The sequence below is a fragment of the Streptomyces sp. SX-6 genome, assembly GCF_059089585.1.
The window spans coordinates 97,960-112,281 of sequence record NZ_JBTHHU010000018.1 but is presented as its reverse complement, the minus strand read 5'-3'; the positions used below and the strand labels follow the sequence as shown (position 1 = coordinate 112,281).

Below are 14,322 nucleotides of genomic sequence, written 5' to 3'. Positions count from 1 at the left end.
GGTCACGCATCGTAGAAGGACACCGCAGTATGCGACAGACGAATGGTCACGAGATGACACGTCTGGGCCAGGTGAGGCAATACCGGCCGGCCACGGCCTCGTTGACCTGGTGTGAGCACAGAGCCGCCGCCTTTGCCGCAGTCGCCCGGCCGACGTCCGTTCGGAATCGTCAGGTTGACGGCCCCCATACCGGCCGTACATACAGAACGGCCCGCCGTGATTCCCACGGCGGGCCGCTGGTACGGACCGAGAGTGCCGCTCCCCCTGCTCAGCATCGACACCCTGCGCACGCGCTGACGGCGCGTCAGTCGCCTCCCTTCGCCTCCTCGGACTCGGCGAGGGCGATCAGTTCCTCGGCCGACCACGCGAGCCGGCCGGTCCGCAGGTCGTCGACGACCGAGCACACCCAGCGCTCCTCGGCCACGGTGACGGCGAGGAGGTACTCGATCTCCAGCACGGCGACGCGCGGGAACGCGCCGCTCTCGGCCGTCACGGCTTCGAGGTCCGCCCGGCTGCGGGCGAGCAGGGCCGCACGCCGCTCCAGCGACTCGAGGGCCTCCTGCGGGGTGAGGAGCAGCAGGTGCGACAGGGCCACCGGGAACTGCGGGTACTCCCGCTTGGGCGCGGCCAGCATCTCGTCCAGCCAGGCGCGGGCGGTCCGCCGCCCGGCGTCGGTGAGTTCATAGACGGTCCGCTCGGGATAGGCCTCGTCACGCCCCGTCTCGCGGACCGTGACCAGCCCCTCGGCGTGCAGGCGGTCGATCGTCCGGTAAAGGCCTGCGCGCTGGCCCACGTTGACGACCTGGTCCTTGCCCCACTGCTTGAGCAGCCTCTGCACACCGTAGGGGTGCAGAGGCTTGTAGTGCAGCAGCGCCAGCACGGTCAGGGCGAGTGGGGAACTGCGGACGGGGGTGCTCATGCCACCGATGCTAGCCTCGAAAGAACTAGTTGACGCGAAACTAGTTTCACTGCAACTATCTCCTCGTAGCCACCGAACGAGGAGCGAGCATGAGCAAGGCGAGGACAGCACTGGTGATCGGCGGCGGCATCGCCGGACCCGTGACGGCACTGGCACTGGCCGAGGCGGGCATCCGGGCCACGGTGTACGAGTCGCACCCGGTCGCCGCCGACGGTGTGGGGGCATGGCTGGGCCTGGCACCCAACGGACAGGAGGCGCTGCGGACCATCGGCGCCGACAAGGTCCTCAAGGTCCTGGAGACCCTCGGCCACCGCGTGCCCGGTGTGGTGATGGCGGACGGCAACGGCACCGCGCTCAGCGAGTTCCACGGCTTCCCCGGACTGCCCGAGACCCTGGTGATGGCCCGCACGGACCTGTTCCGGGCCCTGGCCGACCACGCCACGGCAGAAGGCGTGCCCATCGAGTACGGCAAGCGGCTCGTCGGCGTCGACGAGGCCGCCGATTCCGTCACCGCCGTCTTCTCCGACGGCTCGACCGCCACCGCCGACGTCCTGATCGGCGCCGACGGCATCCGCTCCACCGTCCGCCACCTCATCGACCCCAAGGCGCCGGGCCCCGAGTACGGCGGCGTCCTCAGCCTCGGCGGCCACTCCGCCGACAGCGGGGTGACGGCCGAACCCGGCCAGATGTATTTCGCGTTCGGCCGCGTCTTCATGGGCTACTGGCGCCAACCCGACGGCCGCATCTGCTGGTTCGCGAGCCTTCCCCGCACCGAGCCGCTGACGGCGGCCGAGGTCCACCGCATCCCGGCCGCCGACTGGCTGGCGCAACTGCGCGAGCTGTACACCGGCCATGTGCCCGGCGAGGCGATCCTGGCGCAGACCGACCCCGCCGGACTGATGCTGGTGGGCCCGATGGAGCGCATGCCGTCGGTGCCGCACTGGCACCGGGACCGGATGGTGCTGGTGGGCGATGCGGCGCACGCCCCGTCCTCCAGCTCGGGTCAGGGCGCCTCGCTCGCCATCGAGAGCGCCGTCGAACTGGCACGCTGCCTGCGGGACTTGCCGGTCCCCGACGCCTTCGCGGCCTACGACCGGCTGCGCCGCTCCCGGGTCGAGCTCATCGGCGCGGGCGCCGCCGCCACCAACAAGATGAAGGCAGGGCAGACCACGACCAGGCCCGCGACGGCCGCCATGCCCACGCCCGAGCAGATGTTCGGCCCCGTCCACCGTCACCGCATCGACTGGCACGAGCCCGTGACCCCCGTGACCTTGGGTACCCGAGGGTAACAACCCCTAGCGACACGGCCGTCGGCGGCTTATGGTGCGGCCATGCCGCACCTTCCCGATGTCGTGTTGTGGTCCGTCCCCGCCTTCGCCGTGCTCACCGCCGTGGAGGTGGTGAGCCACCGGCTGCACCCCGACGAGGAGACCGAGGGCTACGAGGCCAAGGACGCGGTCACCAGCGTCGGCATGGGCGTGGGCAGCCTGTTCTTCGACACACTGTGGAAGATCCCGATCGTGGCGGTCTACTCGGCGGTCTACGAACTGACGCCGCTGCGCGTGCCCGTGCTGTGGTGGACGCTGCCGCTGATGCTCCTCGCGCAGGACTTCTTCTACTACTGGTCGCACCGTGGCCACCACGTCATCAGAGTCCTGTGGGCGTGCCACGTGGTGCATCACTCCAGCAGGAAGTTCAACTTCACCACGGCCCTGCGCCAGCCGTGGACCACATGGACGGTCTGGCCCTTCTACGTGCCGATGGTCGCCCTCGGCGTCCACCCGGCGGCAGTGGCCTTCTGCTCGGGGGCGAACCTCGTCTACCAGTTCTGGGTGCACACAGAACGCGTGGGCAAACTCCCCAGGCCCTTCGAGTACGTTCTCAACACCCCGTCCCACCACCGCGTGCACCACGCTTCCCAAGGCGGTTACCTGGACCGCAACTTCGGCGGCATCCTCATCATCTGGGACCGGATGTTCGGCTCGTTCGTCCCGGAGGGCGAACGCCCGGTCTACGGGCTGACGAAGAACATCCACACCTTCAACCCCCTGCGCGTGGCCACCCACGAGTACGCGGCCATCGCACGGGATGTGCGGGCGGCGCGCAGTTGGAGCGAGCGGGCGGGACGGGTCTTCCGGGGCCCGGGCTGGCAGCCCAGACCTCCGGAGGCCCGCCGCCCCGGACGTCGTGCGGTACGGGAGCACGCGGCATGAGGGGCGTCCGCAGACGCCTGGCCGTCTTCGCAGCGGCGACAGCCACCCACCTGGGCGGCCTGCTACGGGACACACCCCACCTGGCACAGACCACCAAGCCGGTACTCATGCCGCTCCTCGCGGAGTACGTACTCCACAAAGGCGGCCCCCGACTCCTGGCCCTGGCCCTGCTGTTCGGCTGCGCAGGCGACGTACTCCTGCAGACGGGCGGCCAACCCGCCTTCCTCGCGGGCATGGCCTCCTTCGCCGCCGGCCACGCCTGCTACCTCACCCTGTGCACCCGCCACGGCACACGGACCGTCACCCACCGCCTGACCGCCGCCTACGGCACGGCCTGGCTGGGCACGCTCGCCCTCCTCTGGCCCGGCCTGCCCCAGGACCTGCGCCTGCCGGTCGCCCTCTACAGCCTGCTCCTCACCACCACGGCCCTGACCGCCACCCGCACCGGCCCGGCCACCGCGGCAGGCGGCGCGCTGTTCCTCCTGTCGGACGCCCTCATCGCCGGCAACCTCGCGGGCCGGCCACAGCTGCCCGCACCCCAGTTCTGGGTGATGCTCACATACACGGGAGCCCAATACCTCCTGACAGAGGGCCTGTTGAGGACAGTTCCCCGATGAGCCACTCGCCACGGCTCGCCGAACTCCTGCAGTTCGCCAGGGCGGGCACCTACGACACCCGGACCGCGATACGACGCCTGACCGCCTGGCTCGGCAACGCCGTCAACGGCACGGTGACCCTGACAGTCCACGACGGCGAGACCACCGTCCCCACGCGCGCCGCCCGGGACCTGCTCCCCGAAGTGGCCGGAGGCAGACTGCGCGCGGCAGCCGTCGAGGAAGACCACGTCCACCTGCGGCTGTTCGCCTTGGGGCGCCACGCCCCGCACCCGGTGCTCGCCGTCGCCCGGGACCACCCGTTCGACGAGCAGGACAGCACACTGGTCAGCCACGCCGCCGACGTACTGACGCTGCTCCTGCGCACACAGGACGCCGACGAGCAGCGCCGCAGGGCAGGAGAGGCCGTCTCGGCACTGCGCCTGGCCGTGCTGCAACTCCTGATGGGCGGCGACGTACCCCTGGCACAACGCACCGTAGGCGGCCTGCACCCCGGCCTGCTCGACGCGGAATGGACAGACCTCTACATCGTCGAGGCCCCGGAGGACCAACGGGACGCCCTGGCACACGAATGCGACGCGGCCATCGCCGGCTGCGCCCTGGTCGTACGCTGCCCCGCCTACGAGCAACACCTCATCACCGTCGTTCCGTTCACGGGACACGCGACGGCACGCGACGAACGGGCGGACGGTGCCGGGCACGCGCTGCGGCGCATCGTGTCCGCGCGGGAGGGCGTGTTCCTGGGCGTCGGCGGACGGCACCCACTGGAACAGACCGCGGAGTCGTACCGCGAGGCGCACCGCGCCCTCGCCGTTGCCCGTGCCCGCCCCGACCGCACGGCGGCCCACACCGCCCAGACCCAGCTGACGGAAGTCCTGGACCCCGCGACGTCCGCCCCCTGGGCAGCCGCAGCCCTACGCCCCCTGAACTCCCTCCCGCCCCAGACCAGAGGCACGCTGCTGGCAACCCTCGGCCTCGGCCTGGAGTTCACCGCGGTCAACGCCGCCAAGATCCTGGGCGTGAGCCGCAACACCGTACGGGCACGCATGGACCGCGCCGCAGCCCTGCTGCGCACCGACCTGACCGACGTACGGGCCCGGGCGGTGCTCCACCTCGCCCTCGCCATCCACGCCCCCGACGGCCCGGCCGAAGCAGCCACGCCGGAACAACTACTAACCACCGAGCCGGTCCGAGCCTGGGCGACGGACCTCCTGGACAGGCTCGACGACGCCGACCGCGAGCTGCGCCGCACCGTACGCACCTGGATCGCCGAGAACACCGGCGTCAACCGCACGGCCCGCCGCCTGGGCCTGCACCCGCAGACCGTCCGCGAACACATCCGCAGCGCGGAACCCCTGCTGCGCCGCCAACTCTTCACCGGCGGCAGCGCGTTGTACGAGACGGCGCTCGCGTTCACCGCACTGGACCGTACGAACCTCCCGCCGCTGCCGGGCCCGATGCGCGCAGGTCACGCGTCCGGACCGTGCACGCGTGACAGCGGGTAGCGCGTGACCGTGCACCCGTGAGGTATTGCCGCCCGCCGTGGCGCCGTACGGTCTTCCCATCACCGCCGCACAGGCGGTGGCACACGGGGGAACCAGAGGGGTCCGGGCAACAGTCTGGGCCCCGGCTCACGTTCGGATGGTGTGCGGCGAACCGGGTACCGCTTTCCGCACGGCTGAGGGCAGTTCTCGTGCGGAAAGCGGTACCCGGTTCGCCGTTCACATGTGCACGTCGACGCAGACCCGGCCGACGGATCGCTTGACGGCGCCGGTGATGTCGTCCTCCCACCCCTCGGCGCAGAACTTGGTGTGGTTGCTCACCCCGTGGCCGATACCGACGCTGTACCGCGAGCCTTTGTGCCAGTGCTGCACCGCGCTCTCGCTGTTGACGCCGGGGCCGGTGAGACGGAAGTGGCCGTTGAACTGTGGGCCCGGTGCAGGGGTGACCGTCAGCCGCGTCACATACAGCCCCGTGCCCTCGGCCTCCAGACAGGTCAGCCCCGAACAGCCTCCCCAACTCGCGGACGCCGGGGGCGCCGTGGCGGCGAACAGGGCCATGGCACCGACCCCCGTCGCGGCGGCCCGCAGGGCCCAGCGAGTTCTCACAGTGCTGCGGTTCATCAGCGCGACCACCCCTCGTCCCTCTCCGGCCGCTCCTCGGACCGGGCTTGCATGACCAGGCTTTCCAACCTCACCGGGGACACTCGGAAGATCACCCATACGGGGCGGAGTGCGGGCACTGCGCGCAGCTGTGATGGGATCGATCTCGTGAACCCGATGAAGCCCTCTTCCCACGACGAGAGCGATCTGCTGGTCAGGATGGAGCAGAACCTGGCCGAACACGCCTGCCACTTGCACCGGCAGGTCACAGGCGCGACCGTCATGGAGACCGGCGACCTCCTGGTCGCCGACAGCGGCCTTGATGACGACACGTTCAACATCGTCGCCGCTGCCCGCTTCACCCCGGACACCGCCCGGTCACGCATCGCCGAGACGACCCGGACACTGGCCGCCACCGGCCGCCCCTTCTCCTGGTGGGTGGGTCCCGCCTCCGCACCGGGAGACCTCGGAGCCCGCCTGTCGGCCGCCGGTCTGCCGGCCGCCGAACACGAGACGGCGATGTGGGCCGAGTTGGAGGACACCCTCCCTCAACCGCACACGGACGGGCTGGACATCCGCCCGGTGACCACCCCCGGACAACTCTCCGACTACGCCATGGTCCTCGCCGCCAACTGGGACCCGCCCGCCGCCACCGTGCGCCGCTTCTTCGACCGGGCCGCCCCGCAGGCACTCGCCGCCGACTGCCCTGCCCGCTACCTGGTCGGCTATGCGGAAGGCCGCCCGGTCTGCTCGGCCGAGGTCTTCCACCATGCGCAAGTCGCGGGGATCTACAACATCTGCACCCTGGCCACCCACCGTCGCCGCGGGTACGGCGGCGCCATCACCCTCGCCGCCCTCCACACCGCCCGCCGCCTGGACCACCGCATCGCGGTCCTCCAGGCATCGGCGGACGGCGAGCCCGTCTACCAACGCCTGGGCTTCCGCTCCTGCGGCCAGTTCACCGAATACACCATCACCCCTTGACCCCCAGCCCCAGGCACCGCACCCGTTCCCGCCGCGGAGGGTGAATGGCGAACCGGGTACGGGTTTCCCCGCAAGAACTACCCTCAGTTGCGGGGAAACCCGTACCCGGTTCGCCATTACACGGTGACGCGCAGCAGTAGCAGGTCGAAGACCTGACCGCCCGGGCTGTTGCGGTAAGGCCCGGCGTAGCGGTACCCAAGGCGCTCGTAGAGCCTTCGGCCACGCGTGTTCTCAGGCAAGGCGAGCAGCGAAGACCACTGCGGGTCAATCGCCTTGAGCAACGCCCCATGCATGGCAGTCCCCATCCCCCGGGACTGCCACGGCGGGCGCACCGCCAACTCGCACAGACCCATGAGCCGGTCCGTGGTGCGAGCCGGCTCGGGGATCCGCGGCAACAGCTCAGTGCCGAACCAGTAGGCAGGGGTGCAGGGGAAGCCATAACCGAATCCGGTCAAGGATCCATGCGCGTATGAGCCGACAAGCGTGAACCCCTCATGGGCGAGGTGGCCGATGACCTGGCGACGGAAGGATGCGACGGACAGGCCGTCGGTGTCGGCCGCGGGTGCCCCGGCGGCTTCCGGGTGCGCGTCGGCCCAGATGTCCGCGAGGACGTCGAGCAGGGGCAGGATCTCACCGGGCCTGTACGTACGGATCGAGATGTCCGAATCCTGGTCTGAGTTCATGGCTTCTCCTTGCCCAGTTGGAACCAGACCTTCTTACCGACCAAGTTGAGGCCGTCCCACACCCACGTGATGCCGGAGGCATCGGAGAGATGGCGCACCAGCGTCAGCCCCCTGCCGCCTTCCGTGTCCGTGCATGCCGGGCGCGGCCAGGGGAGACGGGTGGGGTCGTCGTCGCGAACGGCGACCACGACGTGGGCGGGGTGGACGGCCATCTCCACGGTGAGGTCGGCGACGCGGGCATGGAGTACGACATTGGCGACGGCGTCGGAGACACAGATGCGGGCGTTCTCGATGAGGGCGGGGCGATCCGCCGCGTTGAGCGCTGCGGTGACGAACTCTCTGGCGAGACGGGCGGTAGTGGGATCCGCGGGTGCGGTCATCACGTAGGGCTTCGCGGGTTCAGGGGTGAAGCTGATGCGGGCGCGACTGAGCACGGCGGTACTACGCATTGGCGGAGCTCCCAACACAGGCTTGAGGCTTCGGGTGTGCCGCTGCCACCAGTGACCCAGCCATCGCTCAACACCCTCCAACAGGCGTGCGACTAAAGGTACTTCGGACCCTCGATCGAGCTGCACGGCGCTGACCGGACCATAGGACACGCGGGATCAATAGAGCTACCGCTTCCGGGAACAATGGTGATCCTGGTGGCATCGATTCACCCGTGAGAGGCACACTGACCGCATGCCACCCAGGACAACCACCACCGCTCGTCAACGACGCCTCGGTGCGGAGTTGCGAAGGCTGCGAGAGGCTGCCGGCCTCAACTCCCGTGAGGCCGCTGCCCAGCTCGGGATCGACCACACCAAGATCAGCCACATGGAATCGGCACGGTTCGGGGTGAGTGGCGACCGAGTCCGAACACTTGCTTGCCACTACGGCTGCGACGACCCTGAGTACGTCAACGCCTTGGTCGAGATTGCCGAGGACCGCACCAAGGGGTGGTGGCTGGAGTACAGGAACACTCTCCCCGCAGACTTCTTGGACATCGCAGAGCTGGAGCACCACGCTCGCGGCCTGCGCACCTTTCAGATCGCACACATCCCTGGGCTCCTCCAGACCAAGGAACACATCGACGCGATCTTCGCCGAAGCGGACCCACCACTCCTCGGCCCCGACTTCGAAAGGCGCGTCACATACCGAGTGCGCAGACAGGAGGTACTCGGCCATGAAGACCCACCACCGTACGAGTCCGTGATCCACGAGGCCGCTCTACGGATGCAGTTCGGCGGCGCGAAGGTCGCACGCGCCCAGCTGAAGCACTTGTTGGCCATGAGCGAAAGAGAACACATCACGATCCGGGTAATCCCATTCGAAGCAGGTGGATTCGCCGGGTCAGGTCAATCCATCTTCTACGCCCAGGGTGACGTCGAGGCGCTCGACACAATCCAGCTGGACGCGACCCACGGCGTGGTCTTCCTGGACTCACCTGCGCAGCTGCGGAATTACCGAAGCCTGCTGGACCGCATGAAGGCCAAGGCCCTCTCGGTCCCGGAGTCCCGTGACCGCATCCAGAGCATCGCGAGACAACTGTGAGAGGAAGAAATGTTTGAGAGTGGCTGGCAGAAGTCGTCCTTCTGTCAAGCGGGAAACTCATGCGTCGAGATACGAATATCCCGGTGGCTCAAGTCCCCTTACTCAACTGGTCCAGAGGACGATTTCCTGGAACTCACCCCAAGTGCCGACCGCATACTAATCCGTGAAGGCGACAGCCCCGCCACCGTGATCGCTACCACCGTCACGGCACTACGCGCCCTACTCATCCACGCCTGCGTGTCCAACTCTCCCAGCACGCATACCCCATAGCACCCGAACCACGGAGCCATCCCGCACGAGCGGCTCCACAGCGCTCAGTTCCGAACTCCCAACCCTCTGCTCCGCCTGTGAAGGCAGCGGCTTGATAACTTCGAACGTACCCAGACATCGCCGCCACCCTTCTCAAACCTCGTACGGGGTGAAGACAGGCCCCTCAACCGGGAAGTCACCCGGAAACACCGACACTCTGACTTCTCGGGACAATGCTGCACGGAGGAAATCCGTCACGCCACCACCAAATGTGAACCATTCCTCGCCCCGAGCCTCCTTGACGGAAACCGTCCAGGAGTTAGGGTCTGCCCCTTCAGGACAGTGCCAGAACAGAGAGTCTCCGTTGCCACTCCTGCCGAAACTGAAGATTTCGGGGCGCTCGTCGACCGGGAAGGGAATCTCTTCGCCGTCCTCTTGAAGCTCCCGAAGCGCCGACAACTCCTCATCGTTCTGCTGCTTGAGATCAAGCTGTTGCCACGGAGCCCGGGGCTGGTAGATGTGCAGGAAGCCACCGAACCAACCCGGCCCGTACGTCTCGACGAGCTGCTTGTAGTCATCCGGCAGGCAACGATTCAAGTCACGCTCGATCGCTGCCCAATCGCATGTGTGACCCCCGCGCTCGGGAGGTGGTGGAACCATCTCCTTAAGGGTTTCAAAGGACACCGACGCTCCCTCTGCCCACACGACACTCAACAACCATCATGAGCCGTGCTCTTGTTCCAGAGCTTGCTGCCATGCAGCTTCGAATTCCTCGCATGAAACCCTGGCCTCCTCCTCAAACTCTCCTGGCTGCAGGTACTGATCCGAGATCAGAGGGCCGATCATGGAGTGAAATTCCCTCCGCGAGGTCAGCCACAGATCGCCGACGTGCGTCACTTGTCGCGTTGGAACGGTGTCCACAAACTCGTAGTAAGCCACGCCGTCCCGTCCATCCACGGCGGTCTCGACTTCGATACTGAAGTAATCAGCCTTACCCAGAAATCGCGCCATGATCAGCGGTACCAGTCCTCGCCATCACCTGCGAGAACCCGGATCAGATACTGCTCCAGGGACTCGGCCACCACACGCCGTTCGTCGGTCTCGTGGTCCCAGACGAACACTCCCGCGCAGTCGGGTGCGCGCATGAACGCGAACTGATCGCCGCCTCCGTCGTCACCGAAAAACATGAGCGAGGTGAACGACTCGTAGAGGTCCGCGTAGTCGGGGTTGGCCCGGAACGCCTCATTCTCCTTGGAGATCCGCTCAGCAGACCAGACAACATCCGCGCCATACCGGTCCACCACTCCGTTACTCTCCAGCAAGAGGGCCACTAAATCGGCAGGCACAACCTGCCCAAGGCGCTCAGCAATGGATTCGACTACAGCCTCAAGCGCTGGATCGGCGATCTCAGCATCCTCGCTCGACCGCGAGATCAACTCATGCCACATAACTTTCCTACAAGGCAATGGGACGATAGGCGAGGGCCTTGTCCACCACTTCCTCCACCGTGAGTTCAGGCCTGGCGTGATAGATCAGACCCAGCACCCGCGGATGAAGAACACTCCTCTCCAAGAGGGCAACAAGAGCGTCGTGTTCGGCCTCCGTGCAGTCGGCCTCCATAATCTTCTGCACGAGCTCGACGAGCTCATCACGCGCCATGCGGGACATCCCGGTCACTGCAGACCGAGCTGGTGCGGATGCCTTGGATCAGCGGGGCATGTGAAGATGCGCAGCGCACCGCAGCGATCCGAGTCGGCGTGTTCGTCTCCGACTCATCGATGAGCGCTCGATCCTCAACGGGAACCCAACTGAGGCCCGGGGTGGTACGAGTCACCGCCCCATGAGAGCACAAAGGGGCCGGGCGTCGCCGCCCGGCCCCCTGCCACCGTCAGGGCGTCCGCGTCAGTCGCGGACCGCCGCGAGGGCGTCGACGATGCCGTAGCCGAAGTGGCTGTTGATGTTCTTGGTGCCGGTGCAGGTGGCGTCGGCCGGGGCGACCGGGCAACCCGGGTTGTTCGCCTGGGCCTTGAGCATCCACTGGATCTCCTGCGGGCTGGCGTCCGGGTGCGTGCTCTTCAGCAGCGCCGCGACACCGGCCACGTGCGGGCTGGCCATGGACGTGCCCTGCAGCCAGCCGTAGTCGCCGCCCGGGAGGGTGGAGAGGATGCGGCCGTCCTTGGCGGGGGCGTCGGGAACCTGGAGGTTGTCGCCGCCGGGGGCCGCCACGGTGATGGAGCCCAGGCCGTAGTTGGAGTAGTACGACTTCAGGGACTTGACGCCGGTCGCGGAGACCGTGACGAAGCCGGGCAGTTGGGCCGGGACGTCGAGGCAGGTGGCGGGGTCGATCTTCCGCGGGCCGGGCTTGCCGTCGTCGGGGCTGGAGTTGTCCGTGATCTGCCGGGACGACAGGTTGAAGTTGGAGTTGCCCGCGGAGGCGACGTTGACGACGCCCTTGCGCTTCGCGTAGTTCGCGGCGCGGCCGACCGAGTCGGCTATCGCCTTCTGGTCGGGGTCGTCGGCGCAGTTGAACATCCACGGGTCGACGTAGTAGCTGTTGTTCGTCACCGAGATGTGGTGGTCGGCGGCGAAGACGAACGCGCACACCACGCTCTCGGCGTAGAACATGCTGTTGCCCTGCGTGCTGACCTTGATGGCGGAGACCTTCACGCCCGGCGCGACGCCGGCCACGCCGTGGCCGTTGCGGGCCGCGGCTATGGTGCCGGCCACGTGGGTGCCGTGGTAGTCCTTGGCCGGGTCGAAGGGGCGCCAGGCGCCGGGGCGGGTGTCGGCCTTGCCGGTGACGCAACTGGCCGACTGCGCGCGGGAGAAGTTCGGGGCGAGGTTCGGGTGGGTGTCGTCGACGCCGGTGTCTATGACACCGACGGTGACCTTCCTGCTGCCCGGGTTGACCTTCGCGGCCTTGTCGGCCTTGATGGCCCGCAGGTCCCACTGGAGGCTCTCGAGCGGCTCGTTGCCGCGCGCGGCGGTCTTGCCGGCGGCCAACTGGGCGGACTTGGACAGCTTGAGCTTCTCGGGCTTGCCGACGTCGGTGGTGGCGGCCGAGGTGATGGGCGCGGTGCGGGTGGCGCCCGCGGACTGCACGCCCGGGACCGCGCGCAGTGCCGTGCCGAAGTCGGGGTTCTTCGAGTGCGCGACGACCACGCCTATCTGGCCGTAGGCCGTGAGGACGGTGCCGCCGTTCTCGGCGACGGCCTTCTTCACCCGGGCCAGGGTGCCGCGCTCGGTGTCGGAGTTGATCACGTATGACAGCAGCGGGCCGTCCGTCCGGACGTGGGCCTTTGCCGGGTGTGTGCCCTGGGTGGCGGCCGAGGCGGCGCCGGGCAGGAGGCCGAGCGACGCGGTGAGGGCCAGTCCGACGGGCGCAGCGAGCAGCGCGTGCCGGCGTCTGGGACGAAGATGAGCCATGGGTGGGTTCTCCACATCATCCGTGATGCCGCCCGGACACCTGCCGTGCCCGGGCGGGTACATGACGAGTGAAGCTAGCGCCCACCAGGCCCTTTAGGCAATGAAATCCCCAAGAAAGCGGTTCAGCATCCAGGGTTGGGCCGGGTGGTGGGGGCGCACGTCACTCCTCCGCCGTGGTCAGGGCGAACGCCGCGTCCCGTACGTCCGGGTGGGCGTGGCGGCGCAGTGACCGCAGCCGGTCGCGCCAGGGCTCGGCCCAGAGCGTACGGCGCCCGCCGTCGGCGACGAGGGCCGCGGCGAACAGCCCGGCGGCGTGGCCGCCGTCCTCGGCCAGGGCCCGGGCCACGGGCCCGAACGCCGCGTTGATGTCCGCCCGCGAGCGCAGCCGACCGTCGAGCAGGCCGGCCGTACGGACCGCGAGTGCGGGGCGGCCCTCGTGCAGCCGGGCCAGGTGCGTCAGCTCGGCCGTCAGGGCGTCCGCATCGCGGCCGCCGAGGCCGACGGCCTGGACGAGCAGGCCCGTCGCCTCGCCGACGAAGTCGTCGTGTGCGGCGAGGAGTTCGGCGGCTTCCCGCGCCACCGGTCCTGCGGTGCGCGGCATCGTCCGGGCGCTCCCGGACATGCGGACGGTCAGGTTCTGGATCCGGCGGCGGGCGGGACGGTCGCGGTCCGGCTCCGCGTCGGGGGTGCCCGCGAGCGCATCGGCGGCAATCAGCTGCCCGAGCGCGTCGAGGAGCGGGGCGGCGTCCGACGCGCCGGTCAGGACGGCGGCGCACAGGGCCTGGGCCGCGGGCCGCCAGCTCGCGCGGTTGTCCAGGTCGGTGAGCGCGGCGACGAGCGTCGCCGTGCCGCCGGGCACCCAGCGCTCCCACCGGCCGAGTGCCGCGTAGCCGTCGACGGCGACCTCGGGGTCGTCGGTGTCGCACAGGGCGCGTATCAACGCGGCGTAGCGCGGCCGGTGGTACTCCGGCAGTTGCTCCGGCCGGGTCGTGAGCACGGCCAGGCGCAGTTCGCGCCGCCCGGACGCGGCGTGCTCCAGCAGCGTCCAGGCCTCTTCGCACGCGAGCAGCCCGGTGGTGAACGCCACGCAGGCCGCCTGTACGTCGTGGTGCCGGCCGGGCTGTGCGCAGACCTCGGCGAGCAGTGCCGCCGCCTCCCGCACCGGAAGCGTGGTGGCCGCGATGCGCGCCGCCTCCTTGCGGCTGGTCACCTTCACCCCGCTGTCCGCGAGCAGGAGCGCCCGCAGCTGCCCCGCGAGCCGGGAGGGCGGGACGTAGCGGCTCGCGCGGGTCGCCGCGTACACCGCGACACGGGCCCGGTCCCCTCCGGCGTGGGCGAGGAGGGCGGACAGGTGCTCCCCCGGACGCTCGGTACGCGCGAGGGCGGCGAGCGCCGCCTCGGCGACCGGAACCTCCGCGGACTTCGCGTACCGCAGCAGGAGTTGGGTGCCGTACTCCGGGATCCACGCGGCGGCACGGATCGCGTCGGTGCGGTAATGGACGGGCATCGAGGTGTCGGCGGCGGCACGTTCCAGCACCCGTGCGGCCGCGGGGGGGGGGGGGGGGGGGGGGGGGGAGGGGGGAGGGGGGAAGGAAAGAA

Annotated in this window: 16 protein-coding genes; 6 read left to right on the top strand and 10 right to left on the bottom strand. The window is 69.0% G+C overall.

Going from position 1 to position 14,322, the window contains the following annotated elements:
* Nucleotides 1-304: 304 nt before the first annotated feature.
* Complete coding sequence (locus ACV530_RS22085) at nt 305-919, bottom strand: PadR family transcriptional regulator (protein WP_494334313.1); 615 nt, start codon at nt 917-919, stop codon at nt 305-307.
* Nucleotides 920-1,008: 89 nt separating this feature from the next.
* Between ACV530_RS22085 and ACV530_RS22080 the strand changes: the two genes are divergently transcribed.
* Genes ACV530_RS22080 through ACV530_RS22065 form a run of 4 tightly spaced genes read left to right on the top strand, consistent with a single transcriptional unit; the run spans nt 1,009 to nt 5,251 of the window.
* Nucleotides 1,009-2,208 (top strand): FAD-dependent monooxygenase, encoded by a 1,200-nt coding sequence (locus ACV530_RS22080; RefSeq protein ID WP_494334312.1) that lies wholly within the window; start codon nt 1,009-1,011, stop codon nt 2,206-2,208.
* Between the two features lie 42 nt (nt 2,209-2,250).
* On the top strand, nt 2,251-3,132 hold the full coding sequence (locus ACV530_RS22075) for a sterol desaturase family protein (RefSeq protein WP_494334311.1): 882 nt from the start codon (nt 2,251-2,253) through the stop codon (nt 3,130-3,132).
* Complete coding sequence (locus ACV530_RS22070) at nt 3,129-3,749, top strand: lysoplasmalogenase (RefSeq protein ID WP_494334310.1); 621 nt, start codon at nt 3,129-3,131, stop codon at nt 3,747-3,749. The genes ACV530_RS22075 and ACV530_RS22070 overlap by 4 nt, the downstream gene beginning before the upstream one ends.
* Nucleotides 3,746-5,251: a helix-turn-helix domain-containing protein gene (locus tag ACV530_RS22065; protein ID WP_494334309.1), complete on the top strand. Its 1,506-nt coding sequence runs from the start codon at nt 3,746-3,748 to the stop codon at nt 5,249-5,251. The genes ACV530_RS22070 and ACV530_RS22065 overlap by 4 nt, the downstream gene beginning before the upstream one ends.
* 216 nt (nt 5,252-5,467) lie before the next feature.
* Here the strand turns inward: ACV530_RS22065 and ACV530_RS22060 are convergent, their stop codons facing one another.
* Nucleotides 5,468-5,869: a hypothetical protein gene (locus ACV530_RS22060; RefSeq protein ID WP_494334308.1), complete on the bottom strand. Its 402-nt coding sequence runs from the start codon at nt 5,867-5,869 to the stop codon at nt 5,468-5,470.
* Nucleotides 5,870-6,067: 198 nt separating this feature from the next.
* On the opposite strand from ACV530_RS22060, the gene ACV530_RS22055 reads away from it, so the two are divergent.
* Complete coding sequence (locus tag ACV530_RS22055) at nt 6,068-6,832, top strand: GNAT family N-acetyltransferase (RefSeq protein WP_494334350.1); 765 nt, start codon at nt 6,068-6,070, stop codon at nt 6,830-6,832.
* Between the two features lie 116 nt (nt 6,833-6,948).
* Here ACV530_RS22055 and ACV530_RS22050 read toward each other — a convergent pair whose 3' ends face one another.
* Both ACV530_RS22050 and ACV530_RS22045 read right to left on the bottom strand, forming a co-directional pair.
* On the bottom strand, nt 6,949-7,515 hold the full coding sequence (locus ACV530_RS22050; protein WP_494334307.1) for a GNAT family N-acetyltransferase: 567 nt from the start codon (nt 7,513-7,515) through the stop codon (nt 6,949-6,951).
* The gene (locus ACV530_RS22045) at nt 7,512-7,964 is read right to left on the bottom strand and encodes an ATP-binding protein (RefSeq protein ID WP_494334306.1); all 453 of its coding nucleotides are present in this window, start codon (nt 7,962-7,964) and stop codon (nt 7,512-7,514) included. Before ACV530_RS22045 ends, ACV530_RS22050 begins: the two co-directional genes overlap by 4 nt.
* A gap of 232 nt (nt 7,965-8,196) precedes the next feature.
* Between ACV530_RS22045 and ACV530_RS22040 the strand changes: the two genes are divergently transcribed.
* Nucleotides 8,197-9,048, top strand: coding sequence for a helix-turn-helix domain-containing protein (locus ACV530_RS22040; RefSeq protein ID WP_494334305.1), 852 nt, complete (start codon nt 8,197-8,199; stop codon nt 9,046-9,048).
* A 402-nt stretch (nt 9,049-9,450) separates the two neighbouring features.
* On the opposite strand, the gene ACV530_RS22035 is transcribed toward ACV530_RS22040, so the two are convergent.
* From ACV530_RS22035 to ACV530_RS22010, 6 genes are all read right to left on the bottom strand, one after another.
* On the bottom strand, nt 9,451-9,981 hold the full coding sequence (locus ACV530_RS22035) for an SMI1/KNR4 family protein (RefSeq protein WP_494334304.1): 531 nt from the start codon (nt 9,979-9,981) through the stop codon (nt 9,451-9,453).
* Between the two features lie 36 nt (nt 9,982-10,017).
* Nucleotides 10,018-10,308: a hypothetical protein gene (locus tag ACV530_RS22030; protein WP_494334303.1), complete on the bottom strand. Its 291-nt coding sequence runs from the start codon at nt 10,306-10,308 to the stop codon at nt 10,018-10,020.
* Nucleotides 10,309-10,310: 2 nt separating this feature from the next.
* Complete coding sequence (locus ACV530_RS22025; RefSeq protein WP_494334302.1) at nt 10,311-10,745, bottom strand: SMI1/KNR4 family protein; 435 nt, start codon at nt 10,743-10,745, stop codon at nt 10,311-10,313.
* Nucleotides 10,746-10,752: 7 nt separating this feature from the next.
* Complete coding sequence (locus tag ACV530_RS22020; protein WP_494334301.1) at nt 10,753-10,956, bottom strand: bacteriocin immunity protein; 204 nt, start codon at nt 10,954-10,956, stop codon at nt 10,753-10,755.
* 243 nt (nt 10,957-11,199) lie between these two features.
* Entirely contained in the window at nt 11,200-12,723 is a 1,524-nt protein-coding gene (locus ACV530_RS22015; RefSeq protein ID WP_494334300.1) for a S8 family peptidase, read from the bottom strand.
* Nucleotides 12,724-12,883: 160 nt separating this feature from the next.
* Complete coding sequence (locus tag ACV530_RS22010; protein ID WP_494334299.1) at nt 12,884-14,260, bottom strand: hypothetical protein; 1,377 nt, start codon at nt 14,258-14,260, stop codon at nt 12,884-12,886.
* Between the last annotated feature and the right edge of the window lie 62 nt (nt 14,261-14,322).